Origin of the sequence: Mesorhizobium sp. M7A.F.Ca.MR.245.00.0.0, from assembly GCF_003997415.1 — a bacterium.
Taxonomy (GTDB): domain Bacteria; phylum Pseudomonadota; class Alphaproteobacteria; order Rhizobiales; family Rhizobiaceae; genus Mesorhizobium.
In genome coordinates this window covers 31,978-50,876 of sequence record NZ_RZTE01000002.1, presented here as the reverse complement: position 1 = coordinate 50,876, position 18,899 = coordinate 31,978, and the positions used below count along the sequence as shown (strand labels likewise).

Annotated in this window: 22 protein-coding genes; 14 read left to right on the top strand and 8 right to left on the bottom strand. The window is 63.2% G+C overall.

Annotation, left to right across the window (positions count from 1 at the left end; all coding sequences use genetic code 11):
- The first annotated feature begins 14 nt into the window (after positions 1–14).
- From EOB80_RS03280 to EOB80_RS03250, 8 genes are all read left to right on the top strand, one after another.
- Positions 15–1,340: an ABC transporter substrate-binding protein gene (locus EOB80_RS03280; protein WP_027038230.1), complete on the top strand. Its 1,326-nt coding sequence runs from the start codon at positions 15–17 to the stop codon at positions 1,338–1,340.
- 94 nt (positions 1,341–1,434) lie between these two features.
- Positions 1,435–2,385 carry a sugar ABC transporter permease gene (locus EOB80_RS03275; RefSeq protein WP_127326660.1) on the top strand — a complete coding sequence of 317 codons (951 nt, stop codon included), beginning with the start codon at positions 1,435–1,437 and terminating at the stop codon, positions 2,383–2,385.
- Between the two features lies 1 nt (position 2,386).
- Positions 2,387–3,280: a carbohydrate ABC transporter permease gene (locus EOB80_RS03270; protein WP_127271704.1), complete on the top strand. Its 894-nt coding sequence runs from the start codon at positions 2,387–2,389 to the stop codon at positions 3,278–3,280.
- A 46-nt stretch (positions 3,281–3,326) separates the two neighbouring features.
- A complete protein-coding gene (locus EOB80_RS34430; RefSeq protein ID WP_164748966.1) occupies positions 3,327–3,482 on the top strand; it encodes a hypothetical protein in 156 nt (51 codons plus the stop codon).
- Complete coding sequence (locus EOB80_RS03265) at positions 3,470–4,081, top strand: rod-binding protein (protein WP_164748967.1); 612 nt, start codon at positions 3,470–3,472, stop codon at positions 4,079–4,081. Before EOB80_RS34430 ends, EOB80_RS03265 begins: the two co-directional genes overlap by 13 nt.
- Positions 4,082–4,094: 13 nt before the next feature.
- Positions 4,095–4,520, top strand: a complete 426-nt coding sequence (locus EOB80_RS03260) for a hypothetical protein (protein WP_127270030.1) — start codon at positions 4,095–4,097, stop codon at positions 4,518–4,520.
- Between the two features lie 97 nt (positions 4,521–4,617).
- A complete protein-coding gene (locus EOB80_RS03255; protein ID WP_127270032.1) occupies positions 4,618–5,133 on the top strand; it encodes a hypothetical protein in 516 nt (171 codons plus the stop codon).
- A 198-nt stretch (positions 5,134–5,331) separates the two neighbouring features.
- On the top strand, positions 5,332–5,616 hold the full coding sequence (locus EOB80_RS03250; RefSeq protein WP_013529756.1) for an SCP2 sterol-binding domain-containing protein: 285 nt from the start codon (positions 5,332–5,334) through the stop codon (positions 5,614–5,616).
- Positions 5,617–5,709: 93 nt separating this feature from the next.
- On the opposite strand, the gene EOB80_RS03245 is transcribed toward EOB80_RS03250, so the two are convergent.
- Together EOB80_RS03245 and odc2 are read right to left on the bottom strand one after the other, a co-directional pair.
- A complete protein-coding gene (locus EOB80_RS03245) occupies positions 5,710–6,279 on the bottom strand; it encodes an N-acetyltransferase (RefSeq protein ID WP_127326858.1) in 570 nt (189 codons plus the stop codon).
- A gap of 172 nt (positions 6,280–6,451) precedes the next feature.
- A complete protein-coding gene (gene odc2, locus EOB80_RS03240) occupies positions 6,452–7,585 on the bottom strand; it encodes an ornithine/lysine decarboxylase (protein ID WP_127326659.1) in 1,134 nt (377 codons plus the stop codon).
- 540 nt (positions 7,586–8,125) lie between these two features.
- Between odc2 and EOB80_RS03235 the strand changes: the two genes are divergently transcribed.
- The 4 genes from EOB80_RS03235 to EOB80_RS03220 all read left to right on the top strand — a co-directional run bounded on the left by EOB80_RS03235 (position 8,126) and on the right by EOB80_RS03220 (position 12,142).
- Positions 8,126–9,322: an amidase gene (locus EOB80_RS03235; RefSeq protein ID WP_127326658.1), complete on the top strand. Its 1,197-nt coding sequence runs from the start codon at positions 8,126–8,128 to the stop codon at positions 9,320–9,322.
- A 2-nt stretch (positions 9,323–9,324) separates the two neighbouring features.
- A complete protein-coding gene (locus tag EOB80_RS03230) occupies positions 9,325–10,224 on the top strand; it encodes a LysR family transcriptional regulator (RefSeq protein WP_127272432.1) in 900 nt (299 codons plus the stop codon).
- 89 nt (positions 10,225–10,313) lie between these two features.
- On the top strand, positions 10,314–10,982 hold the full coding sequence (locus tag EOB80_RS03225; RefSeq protein ID WP_027161413.1) for a DUF1007 family protein: 669 nt from the start codon (positions 10,314–10,316) through the stop codon (positions 10,980–10,982).
- The gene (locus tag EOB80_RS03220; RefSeq protein WP_127326657.1) at positions 10,979–12,142 is read left to right on the top strand and encodes a nickel/cobalt transporter; all 1,164 of its coding nucleotides are present in this window, start codon (positions 10,979–10,981) and stop codon (positions 12,140–12,142) included. Before EOB80_RS03225 ends, EOB80_RS03220 begins: the two co-directional genes overlap by 4 nt.
- Positions 12,143–12,165: 23 nt before the next feature.
- Here the strand turns inward: EOB80_RS03220 and denD are convergent, their stop codons facing one another.
- From denD to EOB80_RS03200, 4 genes are all read right to left on the bottom strand, one after another.
- On the bottom strand, positions 12,166–13,143 hold the full coding sequence (gene denD, locus EOB80_RS03215; protein WP_127326656.1) for a D-erythronate dehydrogenase: 978 nt from the start codon (positions 13,141–13,143) through the stop codon (positions 12,166–12,168).
- A 16-nt stretch (positions 13,144–13,159) separates the two neighbouring features.
- The gene (locus EOB80_RS03210) at positions 13,160–13,372 is read right to left on the bottom strand and encodes a hypothetical protein (RefSeq protein WP_027038219.1); all 213 of its coding nucleotides are present in this window, start codon (positions 13,370–13,372) and stop codon (positions 13,160–13,162) included.
- A gap of 89 nt (positions 13,373–13,461) precedes the next feature.
- Positions 13,462–14,430: a cation diffusion facilitator family transporter gene (locus tag EOB80_RS03205; protein WP_127326655.1), complete on the bottom strand. Its 969-nt coding sequence runs from the start codon at positions 14,428–14,430 to the stop codon at positions 13,462–13,464.
- Between the two features lie 10 nt (positions 14,431–14,440).
- The gene (locus EOB80_RS03200; RefSeq protein ID WP_127326654.1) at positions 14,441–15,127 is read right to left on the bottom strand and encodes a GNAT family protein; all 687 of its coding nucleotides are present in this window, start codon (positions 15,125–15,127) and stop codon (positions 14,441–14,443) included.
- 83 nt (positions 15,128–15,210) lie between these two features.
- Here EOB80_RS03200 and EOB80_RS03195 point away from each other — a divergent pair, with 83 nt between their 5' ends.
- Positions 15,211–16,395, top strand: coding sequence for a pyridoxal phosphate-dependent aminotransferase (locus EOB80_RS03195; RefSeq protein ID WP_127326653.1), 1,185 nt, complete (start codon positions 15,211–15,213; stop codon positions 16,393–16,395).
- Between the two features lie 152 nt (positions 16,396–16,547).
- Positions 16,548–16,922, top strand: a complete 375-nt coding sequence (locus EOB80_RS03190; protein WP_013529744.1) for a YciI family protein — start codon at positions 16,548–16,550, stop codon at positions 16,920–16,922.
- A 180-nt stretch (positions 16,923–17,102) separates the two neighbouring features.
- On the opposite strand, the gene EOB80_RS03185 is transcribed toward EOB80_RS03190, so the two are convergent.
- Positions 17,103–17,858 (bottom strand): SDR family oxidoreductase, encoded by a 756-nt coding sequence (locus EOB80_RS03185; RefSeq protein WP_127326652.1) that lies wholly within the window; start codon positions 17,856–17,858, stop codon positions 17,103–17,105.
- 258 nt (positions 17,859–18,116) lie between these two features.
- A complete protein-coding gene (locus EOB80_RS03180; protein WP_127326651.1) occupies positions 18,117–18,854 on the bottom strand; it encodes a tellurite resistance TerB family protein in 738 nt (245 codons plus the stop codon).
- Positions 18,855–18,899: the final 45 nt, after the last annotated feature.

Here is an 18,899-nt window from a genome sequence, read left to right as displayed (position 1 = left end):
AGGAGGAAACGAGCATGAAGTTCACCAGACGCGACGTGATCCGCACCACCGCCGGCGCGGCGGCAGGTGCCTTGGGGAGTCGGTTCATCAGCTCTCCGGCCCTTGCCCAGGACGGACTGAAATACAAACCCGAGGATGGCGCCAAGCTTAGGCTGCTGCGCTGGTCGCCCTTCGTCCAGGGCGACGAGGACCAATGGCTGGCCAACACCAAGCGCTTCACCGAGGCGACAGGTGTCGAGGTTCGCGTCGACAAGGAAAGCTGGGAGGACATTCGTCCCAAGGCGGCGGTCGCGGCAAATGTCGGGTCCGGCCCCGACCTGATGTTCGTCTGGTTCGATGACCCGCACCAATATCCCGACAAGCTGCACGACGTGAGCGAACTGGGCGAGTATCTCGGCTCGAAATATGGCGGCTGGCACGAGGGACCTAAGCAATATGCGACACGCGACGGGAAGTTCGTCGGCCTGCCCCTGGCCACGATCGGCAATGCCATCGTCTATCGGGAAAGCTGGGTGAAAGAGGCCGGCTTTTCGGAGTTTCCCAAGGACACGAAAGGCTTCCTGGAACTTTGCAAGGCCTTGCAAGCGAAGGGACATCCGGCCGGCTTCACGCATGGTCATGGCGTCGGCGACGGCAACAACTATGCTCATTGGCTGCTGTGGAGCCATGGCGGCCAGATGGTCGACGAGAGTGGCAAGGTAACGATCAACAGCCCCGAGACCCTCAAGGCGATCGAATACGCGCAGGAGCTTTACAAGACCTTCATTCCAGGCACCGAAAGCTGGCTCGACGTCAACAACAACCGCGCCTTCCTGGCCGGCGAACTGGGGGTGATCGCCAATGGAATTTCCGCCTACAACACGGCCAAGATCAACAAGGACAAAGATCCAAAGCTGGCTGAAATCGCCAAGGACATACGCACGACCAACCTGCCCATCGGTCCTGTCGGCAAATCCGTCGAATTGTTCCAGGTGACCACGGCCGTCATCTTCAATTACACGCCCTACCCCAACGCGGCCAAGGCGTATTTGCAGTTCATGTTCGAGGAACCGCAAATGAAGGACTGGATCACCTCCTCGGCCGGATATTGCTGCCAGACACTGAAGGCATTCGACAACAACCCCGTGTGGACTGCCGATCCCAACAACGCCGCTTACGCCAAGGCTTCGGCTACTCTGCGGCCTAACGGCTATGCCGGGCCGCTCGGCTATGCCTCGGCGGCAACCATGGCCGACTACGTGCTGGTCGACATGTTCGCCAAAGCGGTGACCGGCCAGGCCACGCCGCAAGAGGCAATGGAAGAGGCCGAGAAGCGGGCAAATCGCTATTATCGCGTTTGAGCCGGCTCAGCCGGGCAGCGCCGCTGCCCGGCTGGCTTCGGATTGCGTCGCGGCCGATCCGGCCTATCAATGAGACCTCAGCAGGAGCCAACCCATGGCCGTGCCGTCAGCTGCTATCCAGCCGCGACCTTCGATCTTCTCACGGATTCTGTCGCGCTGGAGCGAAAGCCGGAACGCACTTGGCTTCGGCTTCATGCTTCCGGCGGCTGCACTGCTGCTTGTCTTCCTGACCTATCCGCTGGGGCTCGGCGTCTGGCTCGGCTTCACCGATGCCCGCATCGGCCGCCCCGGCATCTTCATCGGCGTCGAAAACTATGAATATCTGTGGAGCGACGCCGTCTTCTGGCTCTCCGTCTTCAACACCTTGCTCTACACGATCAGCGCCTCGATCCTGAAATTCGCGCTCGGCCTCTGGCTGGCGCTCATCCTCAACCAGAACCTTCCCTTCAAATCGTTCTTCCGCGCGATTGTCCTGCTGCCGTGGGTGGTGCCGACGGTGCTCTCGGCCATCGCCTTCTGGTGGATCTACGATTCGCAGTTCTCCATCCTGTCGTGGGCGCTCATGGAAATGGGACTGATCGATCACCGCATCAATTTCCTTGGCGATCCGGAGAACGCGCGCGCCTCGGTGATCGCTGCCAATGTCTGGCGCGGCATTCCTTTCGTGGCCATCACGCTGCTGGCCGGCCTGCAGACGATTCCCCAATCGCTTTACGAGGCCGCGACGCTCGACGGCGCCAACCGTTGGCAGTTGTTCCGCTATGTGACGCTGCCGCTGCTGACGCCGATCATCGCCATCACCATGACCTTTTCGGTCCTGTTCACCTTCACCGATTTCCAGCTGATCTATGTGCTGACTCGCGGCGGGCCGGTGAATGCCACCCATCTGATGGCGACGCTCTCGTTCCAGCGCGGCATTTCCGGCGGCCAGCTTGGCGAGGGAGCCGCGATCGCGGTCGCGATGATCCCGTTCCTGCTAGCGGCGATCCTTTTCAGCTATTTCGGGCTGCAACGTCGTAAATGGCAGCAGGGCGGTGGAGACTGACATGGCCGCGATCGAAACGAACAATCGTCCGAACACGGATGAAGGCGGCATGGGCTATCTCCAGAGCCTGCCCCGGCGCGTGGTCACCGTTTATCTGCCGCTCCTGATCTTCGTCATCGTGCTGCTGTTCCCGTTCTACTGGATGACGATCACGGCAGTGAAACCCAATCTCGAGATGACGGATTATGCCAATTTCAATCCGTTCTGGGTCGTCAATCCGACACTCGAGCATATTCGGTATCTGCTCTTCGACACATCCTATCCGGGCTGGCTTCTCAACACGATCATCATCTCGACCGCCTCAACTTTCCTGTCGCTGCTGGCGGCGGTGTTCGCTGCCTATGCGATCGAGCGCTTGAGGTTTTCCGGGGCGCGGCAGGTCGGCTTGGCGATCTTCCTGGCCTATCTCGTGCCGCCCTCGATACTGTTCATTCCCCTGTCGGTAATGGTGTTCAACCTCGGGCTTTACGATACGCCGTTCGCGCTGATCCTCACCTATCCGACCTTCCTCATTCCATTCTGCACGTGGCTCTTGATGGGCTACTTCCGCTCGATACCCTTCGAACTGGAAGAATGCGCGCTGATCGACGGCGCGAGCCGCTGGCAAATCCTGACCAAGATAGTTCTGCCGCTGTCGGTGCCCGGCCTGATTTCCGCCGGCATCTTCGCTTTCACCCTGTCATGGAACGAATTCATCTACGCCTTGACCTTCATCCAATCGTCCGAAAACAAGACCGTGCCGGTCGGCGTGCTTACCGAGCTCGTACGTTCGGACGTCTATGAATGGGGAGCCCTGATGGCAGGCGCGCTGATCGGCTCCCTGCCGGTGGTGGTGCTCTATTCATTCTTTGTCGAGCACTACGTCTCCTCGATGACGGGGGCGGTCAAGGAGTGAAGCTGAGGCGGAAATCCCACCCTCGGCGGACCATCGAAGCAAGCTCGTGGGTGCCAAGCTGATCGTCAGCTTCCGGCCAAAGGCGACGATGGAAAAATCTGCCCGATGGCGCGAAGCCGGCAGCTTCGATCCGATCCGCGCACTCCGCTCCCTCTCCTTCCCGCAAGCCTGCCACAAGCTTGTTGAGGCATGGTCTGGCTAAGGAAAACCGGTAAAAGGCGGACTTTCTTGGCGATTTCTCCACCCAGCGACATCGTTATGGATGTGGCCCGAGCCGCCGACCCGGCGGATATCGAGACCGCCCGCGCCGCGCTGGCAAAGCGGGCCGGCGGCGCTGCGGGCACGTTTTCACTCGACACCGCCGCTTCGGTCGATGCCGGCTCGATCCTGTCGCGCGCCACCGCCGACAAGGCCGCCGCTGCAACCGACCCGGCCAACAAATTCAAGAAGTTCGAGGCGATGGTGCTGCAGACCTTCATCCAGAACATGCTGCCAAAGGACACCGAGGGCGTCTACGGCAAGGGCCTGGCTGGCGACATGTGGAAATCGCAGCTTGCCGAGCGGGTGGCCGACGTGATGGCCGAACGCGGCGGCATCGGCATCGCCAAGTCGATGCTTGCCGACCACTATCTCGAAGGCAAGCGCGTGGTTCCGGTCGGTCCGGTCTCGGGCGGGTTGGAAAAGACCGAGATCGACCAGCAAAACAGCCTGTCGACCTCGCTGGTCCACCAATTGCAGCGCAAGGCTGCGGGGTCGATGACCGGTGACGAGACGACCATAAAAACAAACATCAAGATCTAAACTGGGAAACGCCATGGCCGACTTTTCAGAATCCACCCCCAATCTGCCAGCACGCACGACCGCGTCGGAAGCGCCGATCCCGTTCGCGCGGCCCGGCAACCTCGCCGCCATCATCGGTCGCATCGAGGAAGTGGTCGAGGAAGAGACCGCCGGCATCCGCAACGCGACCAACTATGATCTCAAGGCGTCGAACGCCCGCAAGAGCCGCTACCTCTACGAGTTGACGCGCGCCATGAAGGGCGGCAGCGAAGCCGAATTCCTCGAACAGCACCGCGAGGGCCTGACCCGGCTGCGCCAGAAGCTGGCGAAGAACGAAGCGGCGATCCTGGCGCATCTCAGCGCGGTCAACGAAGTCGCCAGCCTGCTGCGGCACGCCATCCAGCGCGCCGAGACCGACGGCACCTATTCCGCCGGCGAGTTCGGCTGGATGAAGGCATGATGCCGAACACAAGCGACACTTCGGAGATACTGCCGAAGCAACGGCGCAGTGCCGCGTCGCCTTCGCAAGGGACTGATCAAGGGACTGACAAGAGCCGATGATCAAGGTCATCGCCATCGCCGTCTGGATCTGCGCCGCAACCCTCGGCGCCGTGTTCTATTCGTTTCAGGCGGCCGGCGAGCGCGGTGTCGGCGAAACGCCGAAGCCGATGCTGGGCGGTCTCGACTACGTCAAGACCGACATCATTTCGGTGCCGCTGATCCGCGATTCTGAGATCGGCGGCTATTTCCTGACCAAGCTCGTCTACACCGTCGAACCCGAGCAGATAAAGAAGCTGTCCATTCCGGCCGAAGCGCTGATCACCGACCAGGTCTATTCCTACCTCTATTCCAATCCGCAGATCGACTTCACCAACAAGGCGACCATCGATCTCGATGCCTTCCGCGCCGCAATCCGCGATACCGTCAACGCGCGTGTCGGCGCGCCCTTGGTGCATGAGGTTCTGATCGACCAGGTCAATTTCCTGTCGAAGGACGAAATCCGCGACAACTGGCTGCGCCGCAAGAAAAGCGAGACGGCGAGCGAAATGACCAAGGCGTTCAAGGAACACTGAGTTGCCCCGGCTCGGAGTCCCGGCCTCATCGGGGCTCACCTGCCGCGACGGCAGGAACCAACCGCCCGAATTCGCGTTGACGTAAACGTCAACCCAAAGCTATATGCGGCAGCGACCGTGATCGCGAAACCGCGGCATGGGCTTCGGCTGGATCGAAGCGCCGTTGCGAGATAGATGCAACCAGACAAGGAGAACAGCGTGAGCGTTCAGGAGATTGCCGAGAAGATCAAGTCGCGGGTGGCCAGCAGCGGGTTCGATCGTTCCGTGAAATTCGACACCGGCAGCGACGGCGTCATCGTCATCGACGGCGCAACCGTCTCGAACACCGATGCACCCACCGACTGCACCATCAAGCTCTCGCTCGACGATCTGGATTCGCTGATCGCTGGCGACCTGAACCCGACAATGGCGTTCATGACCGGCAAGATAAAGGTCGAAGGCGACATGACCGTCGCCATGGCGCTCAGCCAGCTGATCGGCTGAAGGCATCCAGCCGCCCAAGCGGCACCCACCAAGCGCAAAAACGCCGCCTTTTCGGGCGGCGTTTTTTTTGCATGAAATGCTGCCGGCTTCGTGTCAGGCCGCCGATATCAGTTCCAGCGCCTTCAGCTTGCGGCCGGCCGCCTTCAGCGTGCCGTGCACGCCGTCAAGCGCGCCTTCCACCAGTTCCAGCGCCAGCAGGCGGTGCCGCTCATAGGGTCCCGGCATGGCAAGTGAACCGGTCTTCTCGGCCGAGAAGCCGAAGCGCGCGTAATAGGGCGCATCGCCGACCAAAAGGATAGCGGCATGGCCGAGACGCGCCGCTTCGGCGATGGCATGGCGCATCAGCGCCGAGCCGATGCCGGCATTCTTGAGCGACGGGTCGACGGCAAGCGGGCCAAGCAGCAGCGCGGCCGCACCGCCCTCACCCAACCTGACATCCCACAGCCGCACGGTGCCGGCCACGCCGCCCGAAGCATCGCGGGCGACGAAGGCCAGCCCTTCCGAGGGCCGCCGGCCGCGCCGCAGCTTCTCCGACGACTTTTTCCGGCGCTTCGGCCCCATGGCCCGATCGAGCAACGCCTCGCGCGCCGCAACATCGGCGGCGATTTCGGCAACCATCACAATGGCCGGTGCGTGGCCCGCAATTTCAACTGGCATTTCCATTTCAACTGACATTTCCATTTCCGTAATCCCTGGCGAGCGGAGATCTGTTCCACAGGCGAGCCCCGGGTGGACGAAAGTCGCCCACCTGGGATGATCTGATCGGCTCTCTCAGCGCATTTTCAGGCGAAGTTGTGTCCGGTTCGCCGTCCGAAAATGCGCTGAGGAAGCGCCGTCAGATCACGTAGGATCGGAGAGGCTCGAAGCCGTTGAAGGCGACCGCCGAGTAGGTGGTCGTGTAGGCGCCGGTGCCTTCGATCAGCACCTCGTCGCCGATGGTCAGCGACAAAGGCAGCGGATAGGGCGTCTTCTCGTACATCACGTCGGCCGAATCGCAGGTCGGGCCGGCGAGCACGCAAGGTGCTGTCTCCGTGCCGTCATGCGGGGTGACGATCGGATAGCGGATCGCCTCGTCCATCGTCTCGGCAAGACCGCCGAACTTGCCGATGTCGAGGAACACCCAGCGCACATTGTCGTTGGCGGCCTTCTTCGAGATCAGCACGACTTCCGACTTGATGACGCCGGCATTGCCGACCATGCCACGGCCCGGCTCGATGATGGTCTCCGGAATGGCATTGCCGAAATGCTTGCGCAGCGCCGAGAAGATCGCCTGGCCATAGGCCTGGGCGGCCGGCACGTCACGCAGATAGCGCGTCGGGAAACCACCGCCCATATTGACCATCTTCAAGACGATGCCTTCCTCGGCGAGCGTCGCGAACACCACCTTGGCGTCGGCCAGCGCACGGTCCCACGCGGTCAGGTCGGTCTGCTGCGAGCCGACATGGAACGACACGCCATAGGCGTCGAGGCCGAGCCCCCTGGCATGGCGCAGCACGTCGACGGCCATCGCTGGCACGCAGCCGAACTTGCGCGACAGCGGCCATTCCGCGCCCTCGCCATCGGTCAGCACGCGGCAGAACACGCGCGCGCCTGGAGCGACGCGAGCGATCTTCTCGACCTCTTCGACGCAATCGACGGCGAACAGGCGGATGCCGAGCTGGTAGGCGCGTGCGATGTCACGCTCCTTCTTGATGGTGTTGCCGAAGGAGATGCGGTCCGCCGGCGCACCGGCGTCCATCGCCATCTCGACTTCGGCAACGGAAGCGGTGTCGAAGGACGAGCCCATCGCAGCAAGCAGGCGCAGGATTTCCGGCGCCGGGTTTGCTTTCACCGCATAGTAGATTTTTGAATCGGGCAGCGCCTTCTCGAAGGCGCGGAAATTGTCGCGCACGACATCGAGGTCGACGACGAGGCAGGGACCGGTCGGACGTCGGGTGGCGAGGAAGTCAAGGATGCGCTGGGTGGCCATCGGGGTCTCTCCATCAGCGCCTTTCGGCGCGCAATAAGGCTGCGGGACGCGGGCTGTCAGCCTCGCGAACACGCGGTGGACAAAGGCGGGACGGATATCCATGGAACCAGCCGGTGGAGACCCCGGAACCATGAAGCGCCGTCTCGCGACGGTGAACCTTGGCCTTGCCCGGCCTCGGTTCGCTTTGTCTGCCTTGGCTTGGATGGGAGACCCGTCCGCACTGCCGGCAATGAAGGTGTGCCTCTTCAGTAACCCCGGTTTTTGGACAACCGGCAGAACACCAGAAAGGCCCGCACCGTCGTTGCTTCAAGGTGTCCTCGGGCTGGCGGTTGGCCGCTAGACCGACTGGAGGGGTTGGCTCCAGTTACCTTACCGATTTCCCTCACCATTCGAGGATCGGCGGACACCCACAGGCACGTGCGACTTTGGGCAAGCGCGATATAAGGGCGAAGACTTTCACAATCAATAAAAATCGTATCGCAGGTTGTAAAATTTCTGGCGTCGAACAATGTTGCGGCAACCGTATCCGGATATCGAACGATGACAGGCACGCACGGCCCTCTCAACGCCTTTCTCGATCTTCGCCAGATGCCAGTGGCACATGCCCAGCTAGGCCCGCTGGCCGGCCTGCGGCTGGCCGTCAAGGACATCTACGACGTCGCCGGTTACCGCACCGGTTGCGGCAATTTGCAAAAATTCGCCGAAAGCCACGCAGCCTCGCGCACCGCACCCGCCGTGCAGATGATCCTCGATGCCGGCGCACGCTTCGTCGGCAAGACGCAGACCGACGAGCTTGCCTTCGCGTTGTTCGGCCAGAATGCGCATTTTTCGTTTCCGGTGAACCCGGCGGCACCCGACCGCGTCACCGGCGGCTCCTCATCGGGGTCGGCGGCGGCGGTGGCGGGCAGGCTGGCCGATATCGCCACCGGCTCAGACACCGGCGGCTCGATCCGCGCCCCGGCGAGCTTTTGCGGACTGATCGGGCTGCGCACCACGCATGGCCGCATTCCGCTCGACGGCACGATGAAGCTGGCGCCGAGCCTCGACACATTCGGCTGGTTCGCCGACGACATCGAGACCTACGAGACCGTCGGCAAGCTGCTGCTCGGCCGCGATCCGCACCAGCACGTGTTGGACCGGCCGCTGGCGCTGGATTGGCTGGATGGATTGGTCGCCCGACCGGCGCTTGCCGAATATGGTGAAATGAAGGGGCTGGCGGGCAAGGTCTTCGGCGCGCCGGTGACGCCGGGAGTGCGCTTCTCCTCATCTCCCGATGAACTCTACTGGTGCTTTCGCCGGCTGCAGGCCAGGGAGGCCTGGGCGGTGCATGGCGAATGGATCACCAGCGGCGAGCGCGGCCTCGGCCCCGGTGTCGAGGAGCGTTTCGGCTTTGGCCGTGCCGTCGATGACAGGACAGCCCAGGCCGAGAAGGTGCGACGTCTGACCTTTCGCGGCGAACTGAACGCCCTGCTCGGCAAGAACGGCTTCCTTGTCCTGCCGACGGTGCCTGGTCCGGCGCCTTACGTGGACAGCACGCCGGAGCAGTTCCAGGCCTATCGCGAACGGGCGCTCCAACTTCTGTGCCTGGCCGGCCTGTCTGGTTTTCCACAGATCACGCTGCCCGTCGGCTCGGTCGCCGGCGCCCCGTTCGGCCTGTCGCTGCTTGGCCCTTCCGGCAGCGACATTGCCCTGATACGGCTCGGCCGGAAACTTCTCGACGCGGCACGAAAGGCCTGACCATGGACACACTGACGCGCATGCGTGCCTTCATCGACGTGGTCGAGGCCGAGGGCTTTTCGGCGGCGGCGCGCAAGATCGGCCGTTCCAAGGCCTTGCTGTCGAAATATGTGCGCGAGCTGGAGGACGAACTCGGCGCTTTGCTGCTCAACCGCACCACGCGCCAGTTCTCGATGACCGAGGCCGGCCATACCTATTACCGGCGCGCCTCGGAGATCGTGCGCGAGGTCGACAGCCTGGCCGACGCGGTGCGTGAATCCTCCGGCGACGTGCGCGGCCGGATCAAGCTGTCGGCGCCGCGCACCTTCGCCGACGCGCCGATCGGCCAGTCGCTGATCGACTTCGCCAAGCAGCATCCCGACATCGTGCTCGACATCCAGCTCGACGACCGCTTCGTCGATCTGGTCGAGGAGGGCTTCGATCTTGCGGTGCGCATCTCGCGGCTGGAGAACTCGTCGCTGATCGCCAGGCGGCTGGCGCCGTTTTCGATAAAGCTCTGCGCCTCCCCCGAACTGATCGCCAGGCATGGCATGCCGACAAGGCCGCAGGATCTCAGCCGCATGCCTTGCATCGTCGACACCAATGGCCGCGGACTGAACAACTGGCCGTTCAAGGGCGACAATGGCGATCCGGTGAGCGTTTCGGTGTCCGGTCCGGTCGAGGTCAACAGCCCGATGACGGCGAGAGCCGCGGCCGTGGCGGGCCTCGGATTTACCGTCCTGCCGGATTTCATCGCCGCGCCCGACCTCGCGAGCGGCCGGCTGGTGGCGGTGATGGATGACCGTATCCTGTCGGGCGGCGGCATCTTCGCCGTCTACCCGCACCGCCGCTATCTGCCGGCGAAAGTCCGCGTCTTCGTCGACTTCCTGGTGCAGTGGTTCAGGACGCGCGAGGCTGGCTGACCGGCGTCAATAGTCTCGTGGTCCCAATTTCGCCCCCTTTCTGGTAACTCTCGGCAACTCTTCCGAGGCCTATGGAATCGCGACCCAGAATGCACCTGAAACGGCACGCAATCATGCTGGCTTCGGCCTTGGCGGCTAGCTTTGCCGCCACTGGACCGGCTTACGTGCATCCGCATGTCTTCGCCGAGGCCCGCCTCGATGTGATTCTCTCCCCGGATCACCAAAGCGTGAAGGCTCTGCGTCATCTCTGGCGCTTCGACGATCTGTTTTCCTCGACCGTGATGATGGAGTTCGACAAGAACTCCGACCTGAAGCTCGATGACAAGGAGCTGAAGGAAGTCGCCGACACCGTTCATGCCTCGCTGGCCGAGTTCAATTACTTCCAGCTCGTCACCGTTGACGGCAAGGACGTGGCGATGACGCCGCCGCCGCATCTGATGGCCAATTTCGACAACGATCAACTGATCATCCTGTTCGAGTCCGAACCGAAGGTGCCGATCAAGCTCAACGGCAAGATCGATATCGGCGTCTACGATCCGACATTCTACACGGCGATCGACTTCACCGAGGACTCCAACATCACGGTTGAAGGCCTGCCCTCGAACTGCACCAGCAAGGTGGTCCGTCCGGATCCGGACGAGGCTATCAAGGAAAACCAGAAGACCCTCACCGATGCCTTTTTCAACGATCCGACCGGCACCGATATGAGCAAGATCTTCGCCACCAAGCTCGAACTGACCTGTCAGCCAGAAGGATGAAGCCGGTGACGAAACCGTCCCTGCGTTTGGCATTCGGCCTGTTGGCCCTCACTGTCGCCATGATGCATTTCGCCGACGCCGCTCATGCCCAGAGTTCGCTCGGCATCGGCGTCAATGACGGCATGGCGCCCACCACCGGCCCGTTCGCCCATATCCTGATGTGGATCAATCTCAGGCAGCAGGAATTCTACCGCGCGCTGGCAACGGCGATGAAGGCGATGCGCCAGGACGGCAGCAAGATCTGGATACTCGTCGGCCTGTCCTTCGCCTACGGTATTTTCCATGCCGCCGGCCCCGGCCACGGCAAGGCCGTGATCTCGTCCTACATGGTGGCCAATGAGGTGGCGTTGCGGCGCGGCATCCTCTTGTCCTTCGTCTCGGCGCTGCTGCAGGGCCTGACCGCGATCGCGGTGATGGGGGTCGCCTATTTCGTCCTGCGCGGCACCTCCGTCTCGATGACGGACGCGGCCTGGTTCATGGAGATCATGAGCTTTGTCTTCGTCACCCTGTTCGGCGCCTGGCTGCTGTGGCGCAAACTCGGCCCCGCCGTCCTGCGTCTGTTCGGCAAGGGCCCGGCCTACAGCCTGTCGGCGGCTCATGCCGGCCATTCTCACGCCGGTCATTCTCATGGGGGTCATTCTCATGGTGGCCATTCGCATGCCGGTCACTCCCATGCAGCTCACAGCCATTCGGCGCATGCTCATTCGCACGCGCTACACGCGTATGACCATGCGCACGGCCCTTCGCACGATCATCACGATCACGCGGCGGGCGAAGTCTGCGACACCTGCGGCCATTCGCACGCACCCGATCCGGCGCTGCTGTCGGGCGACCGCTTCGACTGGCGCACGGCGTGGACGGCGGTGGCGGCGGTCGGCATCCGCCCCTGCTCCGGCGCGCTGATCGTGCTGAGCTTCGCCTTGCTCAACGGCCTCTGGCTCGGCGGCCTGCTGTCGGTGCTGGCGATGTCGCTGGGAACCGCCATCACCGTCTCGGCACTGGCGACACTGGCGGTGACCGCCAAGAACTGGGCGGTGTATTTCGCCGGCGACGGCCGCATGGGCAACCGCATCCACTCGATCGTCGAGATCGGCGGCGCGGCGTTTGTGTTCCTGTTCGGACTGCTGCTGCTGTCGGCGAGTTTGGCGAGCGGCGGATAGGCCGGCGCCACGAGGTTCGGAGTTTAACCCGCGATCTTGCCGCCGAGCTCATCCTCGATGTGAGCGCGGATGATCTCGTCAAAACTCTTTTCGGCGCTGAAGCCGAGCTCCCGTGACCGCTTTGCCTCGAAGCGCGTCGGCCAGCCCTTGACGATCGCCCAGATCGTGTCATCCGGAACCTCGCGGATCAGGCTTACCGCCTTCGGCCCGGCGATGCGTTCCAGCGCCTCGATCTGCTCGCCGACGGTGACGGCGACGCCGGGCATCGTCAGGTTGCGGCGCGGCCCGACTGCGCTGCCGTCGATCCCTGCCGCATGGATCAGGAAGTTCACCGCCGAGCGCGGGCTGGCATGCGTGTGCACGACCGAGCGCGGCACCGGCAGGATCGCTTCGTGGCCGCTCAACGGCTCGCGGATGATGCCGGAGAAGAAGCCGGACGCCGCCTTGTTCGGCTTGCCCGGCCGCACGCAGATCGTCGGCAGCCGGATGCCGATACCGTCGAAGAAGCCGCGCCTGGTATAGTCGGCCAGCAGCGCTTCGCTCATCTGCTTCTGGGTGCCGTAGGAGGTCAGCGGCGTCGGATGGAAGTCGTCGGGAATGACATCCGGGAACGGCGCGCCGAACACCGCGATCGACGAGGTGAAGACGACGCGCGGCGCAAAGCCCGCCAGCCGGATGGCATCGAACAGGGCCCGCGTGCCATCGAGATTGACGCGGTAGCCGAGATCGAAATTCGCTTCCGCCTCGCCCGACACGATGCCGGCAAGATGGAACACGACGTCGGGGCGCGATGCGACCAGGCGCTCAGTGGCACCCGCTTCGGCGAGATCGCCAGTGTGCAGCGTGACGCTGACGCCATCCAGGCGCGGGGCCTGCGGCGGCACGATATCGTGTAAATCGAGCGCCGTGATCTTGCGGCCGCGCAGCGTGCCGTCCTTGGCCAGCCGGGCGATGAGCTTGCGGCCGACCATACCCGCGGCGCCAGTGATCAGAATGCGCATATCGAAAATCCCTTGCCTATTTACCCTGGTTTTTGCGCTGGTTGCGGGCCCGCAGCCAGAACACCGAGAAGAACGCCAGCACGAAGACGACGCCAAAGGCGCCGGCCAGCACCGTCGAAAAGCTGCCGAGAGCCAGCATTACGGTCGGCAGATAGTAGGCGCCGATACCGAACAGAAGCATGATCCACACTGCGGCGATAAGAGCATTCCTGGTGTCGCGGTCCATCACGCCGCACCAGGGCAGCGGGTATTCATCAAGCTGGTTTTCAAGGCTTTGCAACTCCCGAGGCAGGACAATCGACGTCGATCGATCCAGTCCTAGTGATGATGGTCGTGATATGCAGCCGCTTCATGCTCGTGTCCATGGTCGTGCTCGTCGCCATCGTCGGCGCACTGGCCGAATTCCGGTTCCACGGTGGCATGGCTGATGCCGTGCTCGCTGGCAAGCCGCTTCTTGACGGCACTCACCGCCTGATGCGCATCGACGCCCTCGTCGAGACAGGCATGCAGCGTCGCCATGTTGCTGGTCCCGTCGAGCGACCAGACATGCATGTGATGCACTTCGCGCACGCCCTGGATCGTCGCCTCGATATCCCTGGCGATCAGATCTCGGTCGAGGCTTGGCGGCACGCCCTCGAGCAGCACATGGGCGGCTTCCCGCATCAGCGACCACGCCGTGTAGAGGATCAGCAGTGAAACCAGGACCGAGAGGATCGGGTCTATCGGCGTCCAGCCGGTCGCCAGGATGACCAGCGCCGCCGCGATGGCCGCGGCCGAGCCGAGCAGGTCGCCAAGCACATGCAGGATGGCGCCGCGCATGTTCAGGCTCTCGCGGTCGCCGCCATGCAGCACGAAGAACGAGCCGATGTTCACCAGCAGACCGAGGATCGCCACCGCCAGCATCGGCCCGCCAAGCACCGGTGCCGGCGCCTGCAGACGTCCCCAGGCCTCATAGACGATCCACAGCGCAATGACGAAGATGGCAATGCCGTTGGTATAGGCCACCAGCGTCTTGACCCGGCCGAAGCCGTAGGTGAGGCGAACGGTCGCCGGGCGGCCGGCTAGATGGAAGGCATACCATGCAAGGCCGAGCGCGATCGAATCGGCGAGCATATGGCCGGCATCGGCCAGCAGCGCCAGCGAGCCGGTGAGGATGCCGCCAAACGCTTCGGCGATCATGAAGCCGCCAGTCAGGCAGGCCGCGATCAGCACGCGCTTCTTGTCGGTCGAACCATGCACATGGCCAGCGCCGTGATCGTGCCCGCTGTGATCGTGGGTATGTGCCAATGGCGAACTCCTAAGCGCCAAATTCCGCGCGACAATCCTCGAGCCGTCGCTTCTGCTGGCCGTCGTCATCGAAATTGGCCGGATCGAGCCACGCCTCATAGGCACTGCGCAGCGCCGGCCACTCCTTGTCGATGATCGAATACCACGCGGTATCGCGGTTTTCACCCTTGACGATGAGATGCTGGCGGAAAATGCCTTCGAACTTGAAGCCGAACCGTTCGGCGGCTCGCTTCGATGGCTCGTTGTGGTTGTTGCACTTCCATTCGTAGCGGCGGTAGCCGAGTTCGTCGAAGATGTATTTCATGAACAGGAACTGCGCTTCGGTTGCTCCCGGCTTGCGCGAGATGAGCGGCCCCCAATAGATGTTCCCGATCTCGATGACGCCGTAGGCCGGATCGATGCGCATCAGCGTCTGGCGTCCGCCGACCTTGCCGCTGGCCTTGTCGATGACCGCGAAGAACAGCGGATCTTCGCTCGCAGCCGATTTTTCCAGCCATGGCTGTAGATCGGCGCGGGTCTCCGGCACGGTGTCGAAAAGCCAGCGAAACCGCGTATCACCATCGGCGACAGCCGATGCCTCAAACAGGCCATCACCGTGCTTTTCAGCACTCAACGGCTCAAGCCGCACAGTGCGCCCGTCCAGGACTTTGCGCTCCGGACGCGGGCGTGGCTGCCAATCCGCAAGATTTTCCGACACCGAAGACTCCAATCCGTTTGACATTTGCGGTCGGACGCTCACAAAAACGCGACCCAACAGCAAGAACCACACGGACGGGAAAAATGCTCCACACGATTTCGGCCTTCGACCGCCTTGGCGAGGAAAACGCCTTTGCCGTGCTCGCGAGGGCCACAGCACTTGCCCAACAAGGCCGCGACATCGTCAATCTCGGCATCGGCCAGCCCGACTTCAAGACGCCGCAGCACATCGTCGAGGCGGCGATCAAGGCGCTGCGCGACGGCCATCACGGCTACACGCCGGCCAATGGCCTGCTGGCAACGCGCGAGGCGGTGGTGCGGCGCACGCTAACCACCACCGGCGTCGAGGTGTCGCCCGAGACAGTGATGATCCTGCCAGGCGGCAAGCCGACCATGTTCGCCGCGATCCTGATGTTCGGCGAGCCCGGCGCCGAGATCCTCTATCCCGACCCCGGCTTCCCCATCTATCGCTCGATGATCGAGTTCACCGGTGCAGCCCCTATTCCCGTGCCGATGCGCGAGGAAAACGGCTTTGCCTTCTCCGCCGAGGAGACACTGGCGCTCATCACCTCGAAGACCAGGCTGCTGATCCTCAACTCGCCGGCAAATCCGACCGGCGGCGTGACGCCCCGTGCCGAGATCGAAAAACTGGTCAAGGGGCTGGAGGCTCATCCGCAGGTCGCCATCCTCTCCGACGAGATCTACGACGTCATGACCTATGATGGCGAAACGCATTGCTCGCTGCTCGGCTTTCCAGAAATCCGCGACCGGTTGATCGTGCTCAATGGCTGGTCGAAGACCTGGGCGATGACCGGATGGCGCATGGGCTGGTCGATCTGGCCGAATGGCGACAAGGGCGCCCATCTCTACGACAAGGTGCGCAAGCTGGCGGTCAATTGCTGGTCCTGCGTCAACGCGCCGAGCCAGTTTGCCGGCATCGCGGCCATCGACGGCCCGCAGGACGACGTCGACAAGATGATGCGCGCCTTCGACCGCCGCCGAAGGATCGTGGTCGAGGGATTGAATGCCCTGCCCAACATTTCCTGTATCACGCCCAAGGGCGCGTTCTATGCCTTCCCCAACGTCTCGAAGACCGGCTGGAAGGCAAAGAAGCTCGCCTCGGCGCTGCTCGACGAGGCCGGCGTGGCGCTGATCGGCGGTCCCGATTTCGGCATTCTCGGCGAAGGCTATATCAGGCTCTCCTACGCCAATTCCGAGGAGAACATCTTGCGCGCGCTGGACAGGATCGGAGTGTTCCTGGCGAAGTGAGCTTCAAAGCGGGCCGGTGGCCTCTTCCGGGTGGTTGCGGCTGGGTGACCATGATGGTGTCATGATCTGTCCGGACACGCACGGCCAAGGCTGGGCGGGCGTGTCGGGAACCGCTACGCTTCCTGGATCAGGGTCAAAGCAGGTGACATCAAATGTTCTACGCAATCCTCGCCTATCACGTGGAAGATGCGATCAAGGCGCTGACGCCGCAGGAAGATGCAGCACTTATGGCCGACCTGCTGAAGATCAACACCCGGCTTCATGAGGAAGGCACGCTTGGACCGTCCGCGCGTCTGGGCGCGACACAGGATGCCATCACCCTGCGCGGCCCGGGCGACGGTGTGATCATCGACGGTCCTTTCGCCGAAACCAAGGAACAGCTTCTCGGCCTCTATGTCGTCGACTGCGCCACGCGAGACGAGGCCATCGCGATCGCCCGCGACCTTCGCCGCGTCAATCCCACCGCCGTTTACGAGATCAGGCCCATTCTGCTTTTCAAACCCGGCGTGCCGCTTGCGGGGAAATAAAACCATCCGGCTGGGTCCCCGCTGCTTCGCAGCGTCCTTCAGCCCTTTCGGGCGTTCAGCCCCTTCAAAAGGGTCCACTGGACCTTTTGATCCGCCCGAAAGGCGGATCGGGCCTTCACCGTTCGCCGGCCTTTCATCGTGCCACTGGCACGATGAATTCGCTTACGCGAACCGGGCTGCTCACCCACGCCCGACAAACGGCATCTTGGTCGCCATGACGGTCATGAACAGCACATTGGCATCGAGCGGCAGGCTGGCCATGTGGACGACGGCGTCGGCGACGCGCTGAACGTCCATCACCGCTTCGGCTGATATCGAGCCGTTGGCCTGCGGCACGCCGACCGTCATCGGCTGTGCCATGTCGGTCAGCGCGTTGCCGATGTCGATCTGGCCGCAGGCGATGTCATAGGGCCGGCCGTCGAGCGCCAGCGTCTTGGTCAGTCCTGTGATGGCATGCTTGGTCGCCGTGTAGGGCACCGAGCCCGGACGTGGCGCATAGGCCGACACCGAACCGTTGTTGATGATGCGGCCGCCCATCGGCTTCTGCTTGCGCATGGCGCCGAAGGCGGCACGGGCACACAGGAACGAACCGGTCAGGTTGACGCCGACGATATCGTTCCACACTTCGACCGGTATCTCGTCGATCGGCGTCGATTTGTAGCCCATGCCGGCATTGTTGAAGAGCAGGTCGACACGGCCGAAGGCCGCCGCCACGGTCTCGAACAGATCGTCGACCTCGCCTCCCTTGCTGATATCGCAGGCAACCGCCAGGGCCTTGGCGTCGGTAGGCCCGGCCTCAGCCACGGCTGCATCCAGCACGGATTTGCGGCGTCCGCAGAACACTGTGTTCCAGCCCGCCTTGAGCAGCGCCGTGGCGACGCTCTTGCCGATGCCCGTGCCGGCCCCGGTGACGATGGCGGTTCTTTGTTCGGTCATGGCTGTTGTCCTCCGGCAGCGCTGCGCTTGCTCGACTGATTTTCGGGGTTTGGCTCGAAAAAGGAAGGCATCGCAAATGACGGCGGCGATGGCAAGCGTGTCCATCCGATCGGGCCGACAAAAAGGGCGGCCATTGGCGACCGCCCCTGATCTGAACCGGGCTTGGGAGGAGGAAAAGCCGATCCGACTGTGTTGAATGATGCGCTTGCTGGGTTAACGAGAGGTTAACCCGGAAAGCGCCTCCTGTGCCGTTTTGGCCTACCAGCGCGGATTGGGTGACGTCCCTGCCGTGGCCGGCACCTTGGCCGCCGAAACCGTTGCCTCGACATGGTCGACCAGCGCGTCCGGCAGGCCGAGCCGGCCTGCAAGCAGGTCGAGGTAGCCACGCTCGGCGCGGGTGTCGGGATCGATGGTCAGGCGCGACGCCGTGTAGAGTTCGAGCTTCTGCGCGTCGGTCTTGGCGCCGGCGACCAGCGTGTCGAGGTCGAGCGGGCTTGCCAGCTCCGCCATCAGGAACTTTTCGGCATCGGAGTCTATGCCGGCCAGGCTGAGCTTGCCGGCGATGTTCTGGCGCTCTTCATCGTCGATATGGCCATCGGCCTTCGCCGCCGAGATCATCGCCCGTATCAGGGTCAGCGTGAATTCGTCCTCGCCTTGCGGCGCCTGCGACGGGTGGAAGGCGGTGTCCTTGGGCGGCGGCAGCAATTCCGGTTCGCCGGCGGCCGGTGCTTCGGCGGGTGCGTTGCCGGCCTTGTAGTTCTGGTAGGCCTTGTAGGCGAGGCCGCCGATGGCGGCCAGTCCGCCAAGCTTCACCGCGGCGCCCGTCACGTTACGACCGGCACCAGTTCCAAGCAGCACGGCGGCCAGTGCGCCGGCGGCCAGCGGATTGTCCTTGGCCATCTGCACGGCCTGCCCCGCCTTGTCGCGGACGGTGCCGCTGGTGCCGGGGATTTGCGAGCCGAGCAGATCGTCGAGAAGCTTCTTGGGATCGAACATTCAGTGCCTCCAGGATTTGCCCGGCCGAACGGGCAGGTTTCGAAC

Excerpts from the sequence above, each read along its gene's own strand:
- EOB80_RS03280 (WP_027038230.1), top strand. The coding sequence starts at position 15 with ATGAAGTTCACCAGACGCGACGTGATCCGCACCACCGCCGGCGCGGCG.
- EOB80_RS03275 (WP_127326660.1), top strand. The coding sequence starts at position 1,435 with ATGGCCGTGCCGTCAGCTGCTATCCAGCCGCGACCTTCGATCTTCTCA.
- EOB80_RS03270 (WP_127271704.1), top strand. The coding sequence starts at position 2,387 with ATGGCCGCGATCGAAACGAACAATCGTCCGAACACGGATGAAGGCGGC.
- EOB80_RS03265 (WP_164748967.1), top strand. The coding sequence starts at position 3,470 with ATGGTCTGGCTAAGGAAAACCGGTAAAAGGCGGACTTTCTTGGCGATT.
- EOB80_RS03260 (WP_127270030.1), top strand. The coding sequence starts at position 4,095 with ATGGCCGACTTTTCAGAATCCACCCCCAATCTGCCAGCACGCACGACC.
- EOB80_RS03255 (WP_127270032.1), top strand. The coding sequence starts at position 4,618 with ATGATCAAGGTCATCGCCATCGCCGTCTGGATCTGCGCCGCAACCCTC.
- EOB80_RS03245 (WP_127326858.1), bottom strand. The coding sequence starts at position 6,279 with ATGGAAATGCCAGTTGAAATTGCGGGCCACGCACCGGCCATTGTGATG.
- odc2 (WP_127326659.1), bottom strand. The coding sequence starts at position 7,585 with ATGGCCACCCAGCGCATCCTTGACTTCCTCGCCACCCGACGTCCGACC.
- EOB80_RS03235 (WP_127326658.1), top strand. The coding sequence starts at position 8,126 with ATGACAGGCACGCACGGCCCTCTCAACGCCTTTCTCGATCTTCGCCAG.
- EOB80_RS03230 (WP_127272432.1), top strand. The coding sequence starts at position 9,325 with ATGGACACACTGACGCGCATGCGTGCCTTCATCGACGTGGTCGAGGCC.
- EOB80_RS03225 (WP_027161413.1), top strand. The coding sequence starts at position 10,314 with ATGCACCTGAAACGGCACGCAATCATGCTGGCTTCGGCCTTGGCGGCT.
- EOB80_RS03220 (WP_127326657.1), top strand. The coding sequence starts at position 10,979 with ATGAAGCCGGTGACGAAACCGTCCCTGCGTTTGGCATTCGGCCTGTTG.
- denD (WP_127326656.1), bottom strand. The coding sequence starts at position 13,143 with ATGCGCATTCTGATCACTGGCGCCGCGGGTATGGTCGGCCGCAAGCTC.
- EOB80_RS03195 (WP_127326653.1), top strand. The coding sequence starts at position 15,211 with ATGCTCCACACGATTTCGGCCTTCGACCGCCTTGGCGAGGAAAACGCC.
- EOB80_RS03190 (WP_013529744.1), top strand. The coding sequence starts at position 16,548 with ATGTTCTACGCAATCCTCGCCTATCACGTGGAAGATGCGATCAAGGCG.
- EOB80_RS03185 (WP_127326652.1), bottom strand. The coding sequence starts at position 17,858 with ATGACCGAACAAAGAACCGCCATCGTCACCGGGGCCGGCACGGGCATC.
- EOB80_RS03180 (WP_127326651.1), bottom strand. The coding sequence starts at position 18,854 with ATGTTCGATCCCAAGAAGCTTCTCGACGATCTGCTCGGCTCGCAAATC.